The 12,524-nt window shown below is 60.3% G+C and carries 18 protein-coding genes; 9 read left to right on the top strand and 9 right to left on the bottom strand.

Translation table 11 applies throughout. From position 1 onward, the window contains the following. Window positions 1–438 precede the first annotated feature (438 nt). Window positions 439–1,227, bottom strand: a complete 789-nt coding sequence (locus tag RG2_RS01945; RefSeq protein WP_080711797.1) for an SGNH/GDSL hydrolase family protein — start codon at window positions 1,225–1,227, stop codon at window positions 439–441. A 345-nt stretch (window positions 1,228–1,572) separates the two neighbouring features. After that, a complete protein-coding gene (locus RG2_RS31710; protein ID WP_155276692.1) occupies window positions 1,573–1,710 on the bottom strand; it encodes a hypothetical protein in 138 nt (45 codons plus the stop codon). 362 nt (window positions 1,711–2,072) lie between these two features. Here RG2_RS31710 and RG2_RS01940 point away from each other — a divergent pair, with 362 nt between their 5' ends. After that, a complete protein-coding gene (locus RG2_RS01940; protein WP_230590274.1) occupies window positions 2,073–2,423 on the top strand; it encodes a helix-turn-helix domain-containing protein in 351 nt (116 codons plus the stop codon). A 7-nt stretch (window positions 2,424–2,430) separates the two neighbouring features. On the opposite strand, the gene manA is transcribed toward RG2_RS01940, so the two are convergent. The 3 genes from manA to RG2_RS32660 all read right to left on the bottom strand — a co-directional run bounded on the left by manA (window position 2,431) and on the right by RG2_RS32660 (window position 4,287). Continuing rightward, a complete protein-coding gene (gene manA, locus RG2_RS01935) occupies window positions 2,431–3,654 on the bottom strand; it encodes a mannose-6-phosphate isomerase, class I (RefSeq protein WP_033235742.1) in 1,224 nt (407 codons plus the stop codon). Between the two features lie 191 nt (window positions 3,655–3,845). After that, a complete protein-coding gene (locus RG2_RS01930) occupies window positions 3,846–4,151 on the bottom strand; it encodes a hypothetical protein (protein WP_133637942.1) in 306 nt (101 codons plus the stop codon). After that, window positions 4,111–4,287, bottom strand: coding sequence for a GAF domain-containing protein (locus RG2_RS32660; RefSeq protein ID WP_371851301.1), 177 nt, complete (start codon window positions 4,285–4,287; stop codon window positions 4,111–4,113). Before RG2_RS32660 ends, RG2_RS01930 begins: the two co-directional genes overlap by 41 nt. A 233-nt stretch (window positions 4,288–4,520) precedes the next feature. Between RG2_RS32660 and RG2_RS32655 the strand changes: the two genes are divergently transcribed. The 4 genes from RG2_RS32655 to RG2_RS01910 all read left to right on the top strand — a co-directional run bounded on the left by RG2_RS32655 (window position 4,521) and on the right by RG2_RS01910 (window position 6,715). Then, window positions 4,521–4,745, top strand: coding sequence for an ANTAR domain-containing protein (locus tag RG2_RS32655; protein WP_371851291.1), 225 nt, complete (start codon window positions 4,521–4,523; stop codon window positions 4,743–4,745). A 64-nt stretch (window positions 4,746–4,809) separates the two neighbouring features. Beyond that, window positions 4,810–5,586 carry a GAF and ANTAR domain-containing protein gene (locus RG2_RS01920; protein WP_033235745.1) on the top strand — a complete coding sequence of 259 codons (777 nt, stop codon included), beginning with the start codon at window positions 4,810–4,812 and terminating at the stop codon, window positions 5,584–5,586. A 159-nt stretch (window positions 5,587–5,745) separates the two neighbouring features. Further along, window positions 5,746–6,222: an ATP-binding protein gene (locus RG2_RS01915; RefSeq protein ID WP_051730638.1), complete on the top strand. Its 477-nt coding sequence runs from the start codon at window positions 5,746–5,748 to the stop codon at window positions 6,220–6,222. 289 nt (window positions 6,223–6,511) lie between these two features. After that, complete coding sequence (locus RG2_RS01910) at window positions 6,512–6,715, top strand: cold-shock protein (protein ID WP_003943666.1); 204 nt, start codon at window positions 6,512–6,514, stop codon at window positions 6,713–6,715. Between the two features lie 90 nt (window positions 6,716–6,805). Here the strand turns inward: RG2_RS01910 and RG2_RS01905 are convergent, their stop codons facing one another. Beyond that, window positions 6,806–7,453 carry a HemK2/MTQ2 family protein methyltransferase gene (locus RG2_RS01905; protein ID WP_033235746.1) on the bottom strand — a complete coding sequence of 216 codons (648 nt, stop codon included), beginning with the start codon at window positions 7,451–7,453 and terminating at the stop codon, window positions 6,806–6,808. 284 nt (window positions 7,454–7,737) lie between these two features. Between RG2_RS01905 and RG2_RS01900 the strand changes: the two genes are divergently transcribed. The 4 genes from RG2_RS01900 to RG2_RS01885 are packed head-to-tail and all read left to right on the top strand — an operon-like array spanning window position 7,738 to window position 10,737. Then, window positions 7,738–8,436, top strand: a complete 699-nt coding sequence (locus RG2_RS01900; protein WP_033235747.1) for a glycosyltransferase family 2 protein — start codon at window positions 7,738–7,740, stop codon at window positions 8,434–8,436. Next, window positions 8,433–9,371 carry an acyl-CoA dehydrogenase family protein gene (locus RG2_RS01895; protein ID WP_033235748.1) on the top strand — a complete coding sequence of 313 codons (939 nt, stop codon included), beginning with the start codon at window positions 8,433–8,435 and terminating at the stop codon, window positions 9,369–9,371. Before RG2_RS01900 ends, RG2_RS01895 begins: the two co-directional genes overlap by 4 nt. Continuing rightward, window positions 9,365–10,123: a PIG-L deacetylase family protein gene (locus RG2_RS01890; RefSeq protein WP_051730639.1), complete on the top strand. Its 759-nt coding sequence runs from the start codon at window positions 9,365–9,367 to the stop codon at window positions 10,121–10,123. The genes RG2_RS01895 and RG2_RS01890 overlap by 7 nt, the downstream gene beginning before the upstream one ends. Next, the gene (locus RG2_RS01885; RefSeq protein ID WP_033235749.1) at window positions 10,120–10,737 is read left to right on the top strand and encodes a class I SAM-dependent methyltransferase; all 618 of its coding nucleotides are present in this window, start codon (window positions 10,120–10,122) and stop codon (window positions 10,735–10,737) included. Before RG2_RS01890 ends, RG2_RS01885 begins: the two co-directional genes overlap by 4 nt. An 11-nt stretch (window positions 10,738–10,748) precedes the next feature. Here the strand turns inward: RG2_RS01885 and RG2_RS01880 are convergent, their stop codons facing one another. The 3 genes from RG2_RS01880 to RG2_RS01870 are packed head-to-tail and all read right to left on the bottom strand — an operon-like array spanning window position 10,749 to window position 12,513. Further along, a complete protein-coding gene (locus RG2_RS01880) occupies window positions 10,749–11,627 on the bottom strand; it encodes a DMT family transporter (protein WP_033235750.1) in 879 nt (292 codons plus the stop codon). Window positions 11,628–11,647: 20 nt separating this feature from the next. Further along, window positions 11,648–11,842, bottom strand: coding sequence for a Sec-independent protein translocase subunit TatA (gene tatA / locus RG2_RS01875; protein ID WP_033235751.1), 195 nt, complete (start codon window positions 11,840–11,842; stop codon window positions 11,648–11,650). Beyond that, window positions 11,842–12,513, bottom strand: a complete 672-nt coding sequence (locus RG2_RS01870) for a Rid family hydrolase (protein ID WP_033235752.1) — start codon at window positions 12,511–12,513, stop codon at window positions 11,842–11,844. The genes tatA and RG2_RS01870 overlap by 1 nt, the downstream gene beginning before the upstream one ends. Window positions 12,514–12,524: the final 11 nt, after the last annotated feature.

Here is a 12,524-nt window from a genome sequence, read left to right as displayed (position 1 = left end):
CTGCCCAGTATCCATAGGGCAAGAAGTACCACTGCCGCTACAAGCGAAAGTACTGCTGGCACAGTCAGGACGACTTCGTATGTCCGGTCACCTATTGGGGTGCGCAACGGGCGCGGCTTTCGATGACGTCCTTGGGTCTTCACCAGAAATAGTATTCACATCGCTAGTCGGAAGGGTTTTTCGACCCTCGCCACAGCTCAGTAGCTGTTGTCGTAGAACGAGTCCGCCTCACATGTGTCAGTGCATTTGCCGTCGCTTGTGAGGACCTACCGCACCAATCGCAGAAACCTTTGGGTGCAGATCCTGCGCACACGATGAGCCAGAAGACGTAGTGCGCGAGGGCAGATGGCCGTGAGGATCACTCGCGGCCATCTCATACCGAACAATCGGAGATGTGCCGAACGTCTCGAATGTGGGTGGACGAACTCCGATTGAGGTCTATTTGGATTGCTGAACCTTCGGCGCAGGAAGCCTCGGACCGATGGACTCGGCAAGAAGTCGATGCCCTGCATCGGTCGGATTCATATTGTCCGTGCCGATACTCCCCTGCGCATTCGTCAGAACGCTCGTGGCATCTAAGTACGTGGCACCGATCAGGAGTGCCTCCGACTTCAGGATCGCGTTCATGCGGTTGATCTTCGGCTCGCGACCAGGTGCGAGTACGGACACCACTGCGATCGGAACGTCCGGGACGAGTTCGCGTGCCCGTGTCAAGGTCTCGTGGACAGCGGGTTGGATCAGGTGCTCCGCCGTTCGGTGGACGTCGTTCAGTCCGCCTGAGATGACGACCATGTCAGCATCTTGGAGGCTTGAGTTATTGATCCGCTCAAGGTAGGTCTTGCCGTCTATTCCCTTCTGGAGGTATCCAGACAGGTCCACGCCTAGGTCACGGACAAACCACTTTTTATTGCTGGCAATCATGTCCGGCCATTGCGTTCCGGAGTCCATTGGCGAGCCAACGGTGTACGCATCGCCAATGAAGTACACCCATGGATTCTCCGAACCTTCTGGACCGAACTTCAGCGGTGTGGAAGATTCAGTGGACGCGTTGGAAACGTGGGAGCCGCGTGACTCGCTCAACCAGTACATGCCTGCGCCTGCAATCAGGGCGACCACCAAGAAGGCCCCGAAAGCCAGAGTTTTTGGATCGCGTTTCTCGCTTCGGGCATTTCGAGGTTTGTGGCTTTCCGGCATGCCGCATCTTTTCATACCGGGTAGTTCATTCATCCAGGTAGGACATAGGTCCTGAGCCGTAAGGCCCACCGAGAATTGCTCACACCGGCGGTCGGGAAGAGCTCACCGGCGCAAGCGTGTGAATGCGGTGAGCCATACGCACCGGGCCGGACAACGACGAGTTGGGCGACGGTGCGTAGTTCAACGAGGCCCCCAGGCAAGTGACAACCGGTAGGCAGACCATGCGTGAAGGGACCTCGTCCCTGACTGTTACCGTCACGTCAGACTTATCGCACTGATCCTTCGTACCGATGGCTCGACGGCCGGCGGATCGCGTGGTCAAGTGATTGCCAAAGCAGGCTGGGAAAGCGAGGCTGTGCGTCGCGCTCCCGCCACTGTTCACGTTTTGCGCCACACCTTCGTAACGGCTGCTTTCGATGCGAAAGTGCGCTTCGTGACGTCCAGGTAGCTGCTCATCATACCGACGTACGTCAGACGCTCGCCGATAACCGTGTGCGGACGGGTCTCGATACTCACGCAAAATACGCGCTCGCGACGTCTTTGGGTCTGGCGATGACGACGAGGCCGAACCATAGGGAGTCCACTTCTTTAGTCACTATGCACCCCGCATTGCTTCACAAATTCACAGCGCTACCAGACCCCATGATCATGAGGATCGCGGCGGCGGGCACCTAGCATCTGCAGTATCCCCCGATACAGCGCGGTTCGCGAGGAGGGCAGGAACCCATGCGACGGGTCTTCGGACTCTCGTTTTGTAACTAGCCGAATGCGCGTCTTGCACGGAAATGTTGCCGAGCCGTCGCACAACAGACAACGTCACAACAAGAAATCGCTGCGCTCTCTGGCGTGCAGACCCACACTCAGGCAATATGTCCGATATGAGCGGTTTCTCTCGATGGGTCGAGCGTCAACTAGAACTTCGCCCTGACCAAGACATCTCCGATGCTGCGCGTGCGCTACAGATCCGACCGTCCGAGTTGAAACGGTGGCTCGGATCGAAGCGCCCACCCACCCAGGAGACGATGCGCTTGGCCAGTCGTGTCTTCGATGCCCCCATCCGGGAGATCCTGATCGCTGCGGAGTACCTGACAGTCGAAGAGGCCTCACCCGACGGACTACCGACGTCGGAGCTAAGCACGCAGGAACTATTGGCGGAGCTTTCCCGACGCGAAGACTCCACAGTAAAGATCCTGAGCCGCACTGCCGACAACGGAAGTAAAGGCTGGTGAGACTCCTCTAACAGGGTGTCGACCCGGCGAATACTTGCGCCGGCCCACCATCTGTAGCTGTCATCGTGACCGAATCACCTGCCGGCAGCCATACGGCCTTTCCACCTGAGATTTCCATCTGTTGATCGCCCGCCCGGATCTTCACCCGCCCCGCTGTACACAGCACCACCGCAGGGCCAACTCCGCTGAGCGCCGCTTCGCGGTTCCCGTCGAGTTCCCATCTCCGAAGAACGAACTCTGGGACGGGAGCCGGGTAGATGTATTCGCTTCCACGGTCGCTCGGCTCCGGATCGAGAACATCTACCGGGATCGGAGTGAAGTCGAGGATTCTCGACAATTCGTCCACATCGATGTGCTTGGTTGTCAGTCCACCGCGGAGAACGTTGTCTGAATTAGCCATGATCTCGACAGCGCTTCCGCTGAGATACGCGTGGAGATTCCCGGCCGGCAGAAAAAGCCCTTCCCCCGGCGCCAAGGACACCCGATTGAGCAAGAGTGACATCAGTACCCCCGGGTCTCCGGGATAGCGGCGAGCCAGGTCGACTGCGGTCGACAACTCTGCCTCGAACCGGTCGACGGCCCGTCCTCCCGAGTCCAGCAGCGCGGTTGCCCTCTCGATCACCTCGAGCGCCAACCGATCGTGATGTTCGCGTGAGCTACGCATCCAACGAAGCGCCACCGCCTTCAATTCCGCTGGGCAAGGATTGGCCGCCAGCGATGCGATGTCGTCGGCCACACCCGAAAGGTCCAATGCGGTCAGCAGCGTCACCGTCGAACTAATGTCGCGAAAGCCTGCCAGAGCTTCGAATCTTTCCAGTGCGACAACAAGTTCCGGCTTGTGCCGGCTGTCGCGATAGTTGCGATAACTGGCCGCGAGATCAATGCCGGCAGCATTTTCGCGAGCAAATCCCGCCTCGGCTTGTGCACTGGTGGGATGAGCTTGCAGAGACAACGGCTTTTCTGCTGCCAGGATTTTCAGCAGAAACGGCAACGTTCCGTCGTAGGCCTCGGCGCACTGCGCGCCCAATTGCGTCTGAGGATCTTCGCGGATCCTGTCGATCAGAGTGATCGAACCGGATGGTTCCCCCACTGCCGAGGGTGCTGATTCGTGCGCACCGAACCACAGTTCTGCTTCTGGTGTGGGCGACGGAGATGGCCGTCCGGCCAATTCTGCGAGGGTGCGGCGCGAACCCCAGTCGTAGGATTTGATCACTCCGGTGATCAGTTCCATCGCACACCTCCCCACATAGCAAGAATCCTCCCGCGTGAAGGATCGGCGCGCTCAGACTCGCACAAAGGCCAACACAAGGGAAAACAGCAACCACACTCGCGCACTACGTCCACCAGACTCACGGACCAAAGTCCCGCACGCCTCGCTGAAATTTCCTACGCCGCAATGAAATCGATCACCAAATTCTGCGATCAACGAAATTCGAGATCCTCGACTACATGCTCGGAATACTGAGCAACGGTCACACCCCGCGCCTGTGACCGGACAGCCAAAGCCTTATTGGCAGAGTCGATGTCGACCTGATCGAGTTCGGCAATCACTCCACCGTCCTGTTCGATTGTGTTGCGGGAGGCGAGAATATGTTGTGCCGCAATGATTGCCGCTTCAGACCGTTCGTTGACGTCGGACATCGACAGTGCAATTGCAGCCAGATCAGCCAGCGACTGGCCTGACGCGTTATCCCGGGGGCGAGAATTCCACGGATCGGTCGTGAACACAGCAAAGTGCACCTAGTAGCCGCTCGGTAAGCCTCAGCGGAAACACGCGGCAGGCGCCGAGTCCGGAGCGCGCCGCGGATTGCGCAAACGCATGCCATCTGGGACCGGCAATCTCGAAGTCGTCGATCAGGACCACTGACCCCGTCAATGCGCTCAGCACCACCGGATTGCGGTGCACCAGATTGCGGTGCGGTTCAAACCCCTCATCGACGGATTCGCAGACGATATCGGCACCGATTCAATCTGTGGCCCGCAACTCTTGCAATCCCCCAAGCAGATTCTTCAATCGCTGTCGCCTCCCCGTCCGAGAGTCAGAGTCGGCGATGAACCACGTCACCTGCCACCTACCAGTCGGCTGCAATACCGCTTTTGCCGGACAATCACCGGCGGGTTCGCTCAAGTGCTCTCGAAGTTGCAGCTCATGATGACAAGCGCGGCCGAGCCGCTAGTGCTCGTCGCGACGCGATCGGGGCGCGCGTCGACATCGGACGTGCGGTGGGCGTCGTTATGAACCAAAACGATTGTGACGCTTCGGTTGCATTTCGTGAATTGGAAACCCGATCCGCCACAAATTCGGACAATATACTGATGTAGTCCGTCAGATACACGCGTCCATTGATGACGGGCCGGCCTGAGTAACCAGTTGAGCGGGGTAGCCATGAAGGAGCGCTCTGAAGACAACGTCCTCGACAGAGCACTGGGCGAGGACATCGATCCCGGCGAGCTCGTCGAGAAACTCGACGCGCTCGTCACCGCATTGTCCGATGTCGCCGCACGCGTAGGTCCAGGCAGCGCAACCGATGCTCTCTTGGAACGCGTATGCGTACGCACTGTGGAGACAATTTCCGGAGCCGACATGGCCGGGGTGACTCTTCTCTCCGAATCCGGGGTCCCCCGGACCGCAGCGAGCACCGACAAAGCCGTCCTGGATGTCGACTTCGAACAGTACGTATCCGGGGAAGGCCCGTGTCTCGAGGCCGCGCGGACGCGATCAGTCGTGCGCGCTACTGTCGCGGATTCCGAAGTGCGATGGCCGACCTTCACAGCAAATCTGCGCGGAGCGGGAGTACAGAGTTTCCTGTCCGCCCCCATCTGGATCTACGACCGGCACGCTGGAGCACTCAACATCTACAGCCGTGGCGCCCACGGATTCAGCGAAGTGGACGCGTTGATCCTGCGTGTGTACACAACCTCGATCGAGGGTTTACTGCGTGTGTCGAAGGAAATCGAGTTCGCGAAGCACGAAATCGCGGGTCTCAACACCGCGATGAAGTCCCGGGCAACCATCGAACAGGCCAAAGGAATCCTGATGGCAATACACGGGTTCGGTTCCGAAAGGGCGTTCGACGTCCTCGTCAAGGAGTCGCAACGAAAGCAGCAGAAGCTGCATGTCATTGCCGAGGAGATTGTCGAGCGTGCCAAAGCCACAGGGTGAATTTGGACAAAACAAACCAAGGGTACGACTTGCGTCACTTTGCCGAACCATTGGTTTATAACGAATTACACCTGGGTATGCCTCTGTCTGTGGAGCGAAGTAACTATAACCTCGCTTACCCGATTTCAGACCCTACGACACGACCCAGGAGCATAGCCAGTGACAACCTTGCCGACTGATCTGCACGCGGGATCGACAATCCCCACACTCGCCTGTATTCGAGTGCGCGCCGCAGCCGACCAACTCAGCACCCTACGTGGAATGACCTGCAACATCGCCTACAACCACGGGTTCGACGTCGACGGCGTAGCCGACCTCGAATTGGCCATCGACGAAGCAGCCAGCATGCTGATCGCGCTGGCAGCACCAGGTACCGACATCACCTGCACTTTCACAGCCCCGGAGAACGCGCTCCGTATCGCCGTGTCGGCAATCTCGACCGCAGAACAGCCCGCCGGCAAAAGCTCGTTCAGCTGGTTTGTACTCGAGTCGCTCACCGACCACGCCGAACTCGACGTTGTGCGCCAAGGCGCAATTGCCTACATAGGGACCGACGACGCTCCCCGGCGTGATGCAACTAACGCCGCTACCGTGACGGTAACCCTGCAAAAGAACCTTCTTCAGCGCCCCGAGTAACACGTATCGGATGGGTTCTCCACCCGACATCCCGCCTTCGATAACACGCCGAGCGTAAAAAAATTCGCAACATCGCCTATGACGCGCAAGCCCCTCAGACACAACTCCACAGCAGGTCAGAGCCACTATTAGGTGAATCGCACTCGTGAGTCGATGTCCTGATTGTCGATACTCGTCAAGGTTTTGTGGAAGTTATCGAAGACAGAAAAAGAAGAGCATGGCAGGATCAAGGGTGAGACCGAACTCTCGATGGGAGGGCTCGGCTCGATGGATCCAGGAGAATTTGGTTATGGCTCAGGGCAGTGTCAAGTGGTTCAACGGTGAAAAGGGCTTCGGATTCATCGAGCAGGAAGGTGGCGGACCGGATGTGTTCGTTCACTACTCGGAGATCCAGGGCAGCGGCTACAAGTCCCTCGACGAGGGCCAGAAGGTCGAGTTCGAGATCGGACAGGGCCAGAAGGGCCCCCAGGCTCAGAACGTTCGCGCCATCTGAGTTCGATCCCCGTCTGACTTCAGACTGAAAAGGCTGGAAGCCCGCACAAGCTGCAGGCATCCAGCCTTTTCTCATGTGTAATCCCGGTCGTCATTTTGTTGCGCGAATGATCACCAGTTGCTCGGTATCCTGATCGGCCGTGATCAACCCTCGCGATTCCAGCATCATCCGGCGCCCAGTCATCACCGGGCCGAACGGAACCGACGCACGCGCCGACACTTCGACAAGCATCCCGAATTCCTCCAGTATCGCCGCGGTTTTGTCGACTCCACAGAGCGCGGACTGGAGCAACAGCAGCGTTCCGCCCGGAGCGACATGATCGGGCGCTCTCGCCGCGATCCGGTCGAGGACGCTACGTCCGTCTTTTCCCGCGTCCCAGGCACGCGCGATTCCTGCCGTCGGCAACGCGTCGTCCCACGCTGGGACATACGGCGGATTCGAGATAATCAGATCGAACAACTCGCTGCCCACCGCATCCGTCAGGTCACCGCGGCGCGCGTCGACGCGTTTTCGATTGATCACAGCATTGAGCCATGTGTTGACCTGTGCGCGCCGGGAGATATCAACCGCTACGACGTGCCCCGCACCGGCGCGCCTCGAGGCAACGGACAGAGCGCCGGTTCCGCAGCACAGATCAAGCACTCTGCTGTCAGCCGTCAACGGCTCGAACAGCAGCGCGTCGCTTAGCAGGGATGTGTCGTGCTGCGGTGGATACACGCCTGGTAACCGCACGATCATGATCGACTCCTCAGTGGGATGGTCAGCGTGAAGTCTTCAATTCGTCGCTGAAGTCGGCTACCCGACGGGGCACATGTTCACACCACCGAAGGACGCGCCAGGCGAGATGGCTTACCCACTTCCTCACTGCTCCAAACTCGATCGAGACATGTTTCACACAAACATCTTTCGCCTCGCGGGCGGATCGCGGGAAGGGCGCGGATAATTGCGGCCATATGGTTTCCTTGAAAGTCCGCGCCGGAAGAAACACGGCGTGACGCATGGGTGAGGAAAGGATCGTCGCTATGACCATCGACCAGGTTCTTGTAGTAGTCCCCGCCCACAACGAAGCGGTCGACCTCCCGCACTGCATCGACGCACTGCTCGAGGCCACGCGTCGGATCGATGTTCCCGTTCGGATTGTCACGGTCCTGGACAGCTGCTCCGACCGATCGAGTGAAGTGATCCCGAGCGGCATCGACGTCATTCGAGCACAGCACCACAATGTCGGAAAATCTCGTGCCACCGGATTCTCGACGTTCGGCACCGACAGTCGCACTGCGTCCGCGTCGACGTGGTTTGCCACCACCGACGCGGATTCGGTTGTCGGCCCGACATGGCTTGCGCGGCAACTCGAGTACGCGCAGAGCGCGGACGTTGTTGCCGGAACAGTGCGCATCGCCGACTGGGATGATCAACCGTCGTCCGTCCAGCAGCTTTACGAACAGCGGTATCACGCGCATCCGATAGGTCGCCACGGGCACATCCACGGCGCAAACCTCGGCATCCGAGCCGACAAGTATTGGAGCGTAGGAGGATTCTCCCATCTCGAGGAAGGTGAGGACGTCGATCTGGTTCGCCGTCTCAGCGAGGACGGTGCCAGGATCGCGTGGGCGCAGGACATTGCAGTCACAACCTCGGCTCGCACGGATGGACGGACACCAGGCGGTTTTGCCGGGCATATACGAGAACTCGGCACCGAGACAGTGGATGTGGCGCGATGACACGACTACAAACGCTTCTGAAAGAAACCGACCTCTACCTGCCACTGCCGGGCAGCGGCGCAACGGCAGCACGATGGAATGCTCTCGCCGAACTCGCTCGCGAAAATGTCGTGCTCGGCCGAATGGCGGAGGCGCACACCGACGCGGTTGCGATACTCGCGGAACTGGACGGACCGGAACCCGAACCTGGGCAACTGTGGGGCGTGTGGGCAGCTGAGCCACCGCAACCAGTGGTGAATGCCTCGGAGCACGTGGGTATCTGGACGCTCACCGGACGTAAGTTGTGGTGCTCGGGAGCAAGTATCTGCACGCACGCTCTGGTCACCGCACTGATCGACGGCACACCCTCGCTGTTTGCCGTCGAACTCGGGTTGCCCGGCGTACATCCGGTCCCCGGTTCGTGGAAAGCGGTCGGCATGGCCGAAAGTGATTCCAGTGCAGTTGACTTCGACGCCGTACCGGCAATTCCCGTCGGCAACATCGGAGATTATCTGACCCGGCCGGGTTTCTGGCACGGGGCTATCGGTGTGGCGGCCTGTTGGTACGGCGCCGCCTGCGGTGTCGCCGACGCGTTGAGGAACAAGGCAGCGCATTCCGAAGACCCTTACATCCTGGCCCATTTCGGGGCTGTTGATGCCGGGTTGACCGCCGCTCGCTACACCCTCGACGCCGCCGCAGCCGAAATCGACGACGATCCTCTCGACAAGAACGGAAAGGCACAACAGCGAGCACTGGCAGCCCGTTCGATCGTGGAACGGGCAGCTACCGAAACCCTCGATCGAGTCGGGCGAGCTCTGGGAGCAGCACCCTTGTGCCTGGACGGCGACCATGCTGCCCGCGTTGCCGATCTCACCGTCTACCTTCGGCAAAGTCATGCCGAGAAGGATCTCGCTCAGCTCGGCCGCCTGACAGCACAAGGATCATCGACGTGGTGAACTCGAAACTGTTCGCGCAGAAGCCCGTCGACGACGGCGGCACACCGGAATCCGTGTGGCAGCAGTGGCAGCGCCCTTTCCCCGAGCTCGATCTCTCGTCATGTAAGCGTCTGGTCATCGTGGCCCCTCATCCGGATGACGAGATTCTGGGCCTCGGAGGAACAGCGCTGATGGCGACGCGTTCGGGCATCGATGTTCAGATCGTCTCCGTTACGGACGGCGGCGCTTCACACCCCGGTTCTCCCACCCTCACGAGAGCTGAGCTCGAACAGCGTCGACGGGTCGAGTCTGTCCGAGCGGCAGAGGAACTCGGTACCCCCGTCCCGGTCCGGTTGATGTTGCCTGACGGAGACATCCGCACGCACAGCAACGAGCTAGCCGAGCGACTCCACGAGATTCTCGCCGAAGCACCAGACGGAACCTGGTGCGCCTCGACCTGGCGCGGCGACGGCCATCCCGACCACGAGGCAACGGGAACTGCAGCAGCGCAGGCGTGCGCCTACACCGGTGCTCGCCTGATCGAGTACCCCGTCTGGACGTGGCATTGGGCAACTCCGGAACACCCGAGCGTTCCGTGGGATCGCCTGCACACCATCACCCTGCCTGCCGATGTGCGTCAAGCGAAAACCTCTGCGGTGCAACAGTTCACCACCCAGATTTTGCCGCTCTCCAATCATCCCGCCGACCAACCGATACTCCCGCCACACGCCCTGACCCGGCTGCTACGCACCTATGAGACCGTATTCGTATGAGTGATCCGCAACTTCCACCCGACTACTTCGACAAGATGTACGCAGCCCAGTCGGATCCGTGGGACTTCGAAACACGCTGGTACGAAAAGAGAAAATACGCACTCACCACCGCAATGCTGCCCAAGCCCCGATACCGCTCGGCCTTCGAACCCGGATGTTCCATCGGGGTCCTCACCAAAATGTTGGCGGATCGTTGCGACGCGGTGATCGCCACCGACATCGTGCCGTCAGCGCTCGAAACGGCTCGTCGACGACTCTCCGGGTACAACGTCGAGTTCAGGGAATGGGCCCTGGGCGACGACACCTGGCCGGACGCCACCTTCGACCTCATCGTGCTCAGCGAGATCGGCTACTACCTCAGCATCGAGAAGCTCACCGAGGCGATGGGTCGTACCGTCGAACACCTCGAACCCGGTGGCACGCTGGTGTGCGCCCATTGGCGTCACATCGTGCCCGAGTATCCGCAGGCCGGCGACGGCGTTCACTCGCTGGTGCGGCAGACTCCCGGCCTCGCGCAGCTGGCGACGTATCAAGACGAAGATGTCGTGATCGACGTACTGGTCAAGGACTCGCGGCAACCGCAGTCTGTGGCCAGGGCAGAGGGCCTCGTCTGACGCCGGAAATCTCAGCGAACCTTCTGCGGCACCGAAACCTCGCTGCCGGCCGCATTGCGGGCCAAGGCAACGGTGGCCGCGATCATCGCAACGACGGCGAGTGCAAGAACCGCGGCCACTTTACGATCCGCGTCGAGGTATTCGCCGAGAACCACAAACCCGAGCAGCGACGCGATCACCGGCTCCATGATTGTTGTCGCCGGCAGCGACGCTTGTAGATCCCCCGCTTGAAAAGCTGACTGCTGCACCGAAGTCGCGACCGCTGCAACCGCGACAAGTGCATAGAACTCGAAGGACGTAAGAACGGCTGAAGGTCCGAGCGTCACAAGGTGCACAACACCTTTGGTGAGCACTGCAGCAACTCCGAACAGTGAGCCGCCTGCAATTCCGAGGAGCAATGCCCTCGCCGATCCCGTGCGCCGATGTGCTCCGACAAGACACAGCGCGACGAACGGCAGCCCGATCAGCGTGATCATGACCCAATGGTGCGTTTCCGCTCGCGGTTGCCCCGGCCGCGGATCACCGACGATGATCAGCACCGCCACCGACGTTGTGAGCGCCGCCGCCCACAACCACTCCCGCGCGCTGATCGTGCGCCCACTGAATCTTGCGCCGAGCGGGAGCGCAAACAGCAGGGACAACACCAGAAGCGGCTGCACCAGCAGCAGCGATCCCAAGCCGAGCGCAGCAGCTTGAAGTGCGTAACCCACCATCCCGACGATCGTGCCCAGCCACCAGATCGGGCTGTGCACGAGCGTCGTGATCGGTCCGAGTGCACCGATGGAATCATCCGGGACCACCGCTGCCGTGCGCTGGCGAACTACTGTGCCGATCGCGATACAGACCGCTGCACCGATGGCAAACAACACTGCGAGGAAAGTGTGGGACACCTCGTCAGCCTCGCACAGGATCAGTACTTCTTGCTCGGCGCCAACTCGGAATCGAGTGCAAGATCGGTATCGGCCTGCAGTTCACCGACCTCGGACTTGAGAATCCTCATCGACCGCCCCAGCCCGCGGGCCGCATCCGGCAGCTTCTTGGAACCGAACAACACCAGCAGCACTACCGCGACGATGGCCCAGTGGGTCGGGCTGAGCGCGCCCATCAGGCGGGTTCCTTACCCTCGGGGTACACCGCGTCGACCTCTACCTCGACCAGCCAGCCGGCAACCGGCAGTCCGGCAACTTCGAGCGCGAAGCGAGTGGGGCGAGCGCTGTTTCGTTCGATCGGCGCGATGGGTGCCGCGGTTCCCATCGGAACCAACTCCGTCTCACCGGAGTCGAGGTTCGTGTTGGCAAAGAACTGACGGTAAGCGCGGTTCCAGCCGGTGTAATCGGCCTTGTCCGAGCCCGGTGCGTTGTCGAGGAAGACGCGCATCGTGACTACGTCTTCGAGTGTCAGTCCCTGAGCTTCGAGATTGTCACGAATCTTCTTGAGCACGTTGATGCCCTGAGCTTCGGTGACTGTCACGCCGGCAGGCAGCACGCCACCGGAGAACTGTGAGTCGATGTACGACTCGGGAGATCCTTCGGGTGCGGCTTTGTTTCCGGCCGAGGGTCCGATGCCACTGGTCTTGTAAACCGCTGTATCAGCGCCGATGGCGACACCCTGCGCGATCATCGGATTGGCCTGTCCGGCTTCGAGTACCGACCTCGAGACGAAGGAGCTGGTAACGGTTTCCGCCTCGGCCGTTTCGGACGAGCACGCGGTCGCGGTGCCAAGCAGCACGGACGCGGCAAACGCTGCGGCAACAACTTTGGTGGTACGAGATTTCATGGTGACTCCTC

Origin of the sequence: Rhodococcus globerulus NBRC 14531, assembly GCF_001894805.1 — a bacterium.
GTDB classification, from domain to species: domain Bacteria; phylum Actinomycetota; class Actinomycetes; order Mycobacteriales; family Mycobacteriaceae; genus Rhodococcus_F; species Rhodococcus_F globerula.
Note: the sequence above shows the minus strand (reverse complement) of the source record. Positions and strands in the feature narration are given on the sequence as shown.

Excerpts from the sequence above, each read along its gene's own strand:
- RG2_RS01945 (WP_080711797.1), bottom strand. The coding sequence starts at position 1,227 with ATGAATGAACTACCCGGTATGAAAAGATGCGGCATGCCGGAAAGCCAC.
- RG2_RS01940 (WP_230590274.1), top strand. The coding sequence starts at position 2,073 with ATGAGCGGTTTCTCTCGATGGGTCGAGCGTCAACTAGAACTTCGCCCT.
- manA (WP_033235742.1), bottom strand. The coding sequence starts at position 3,654 with ATGGAACTGATCACCGGAGTGATCAAATCCTACGACTGGGGTTCGCGC.
- RG2_RS01920 (WP_033235745.1), top strand. The coding sequence starts at position 4,810 with ATGAAGGAGCGCTCTGAAGACAACGTCCTCGACAGAGCACTGGGCGAG.
- RG2_RS01910 (WP_003943666.1), top strand. The coding sequence starts at position 6,512 with ATGGCTCAGGGCAGTGTCAAGTGGTTCAACGGTGAAAAGGGCTTCGGA.
- RG2_RS01905 (WP_033235746.1), bottom strand. The coding sequence starts at position 7,453 with ATGATCGTGCGGTTACCAGGCGTGTATCCACCGCAGCACGACACATCC.
- RG2_RS01900 (WP_033235747.1), top strand. The coding sequence starts at position 7,738 with ATGACCATCGACCAGGTTCTTGTAGTAGTCCCCGCCCACAACGAAGCG.
- RG2_RS01895 (WP_033235748.1), top strand. The coding sequence starts at position 8,433 with ATGACACGACTACAAACGCTTCTGAAAGAAACCGACCTCTACCTGCCA.
- RG2_RS01885 (WP_033235749.1), top strand. The coding sequence starts at position 10,120 with ATGAGTGATCCGCAACTTCCACCCGACTACTTCGACAAGATGTACGCA.
- tatA (WP_033235751.1), bottom strand. The coding sequence starts at position 11,842 with ATGGGCGCGCTCAGCCCGACCCACTGGGCCATCGTCGCGGTAGTGCTG.
- RG2_RS01870 (WP_033235752.1), bottom strand. The coding sequence starts at position 12,513 with ATGAAATCTCGTACCACCAAAGTTGTTGCCGCAGCGTTTGCCGCGTCC.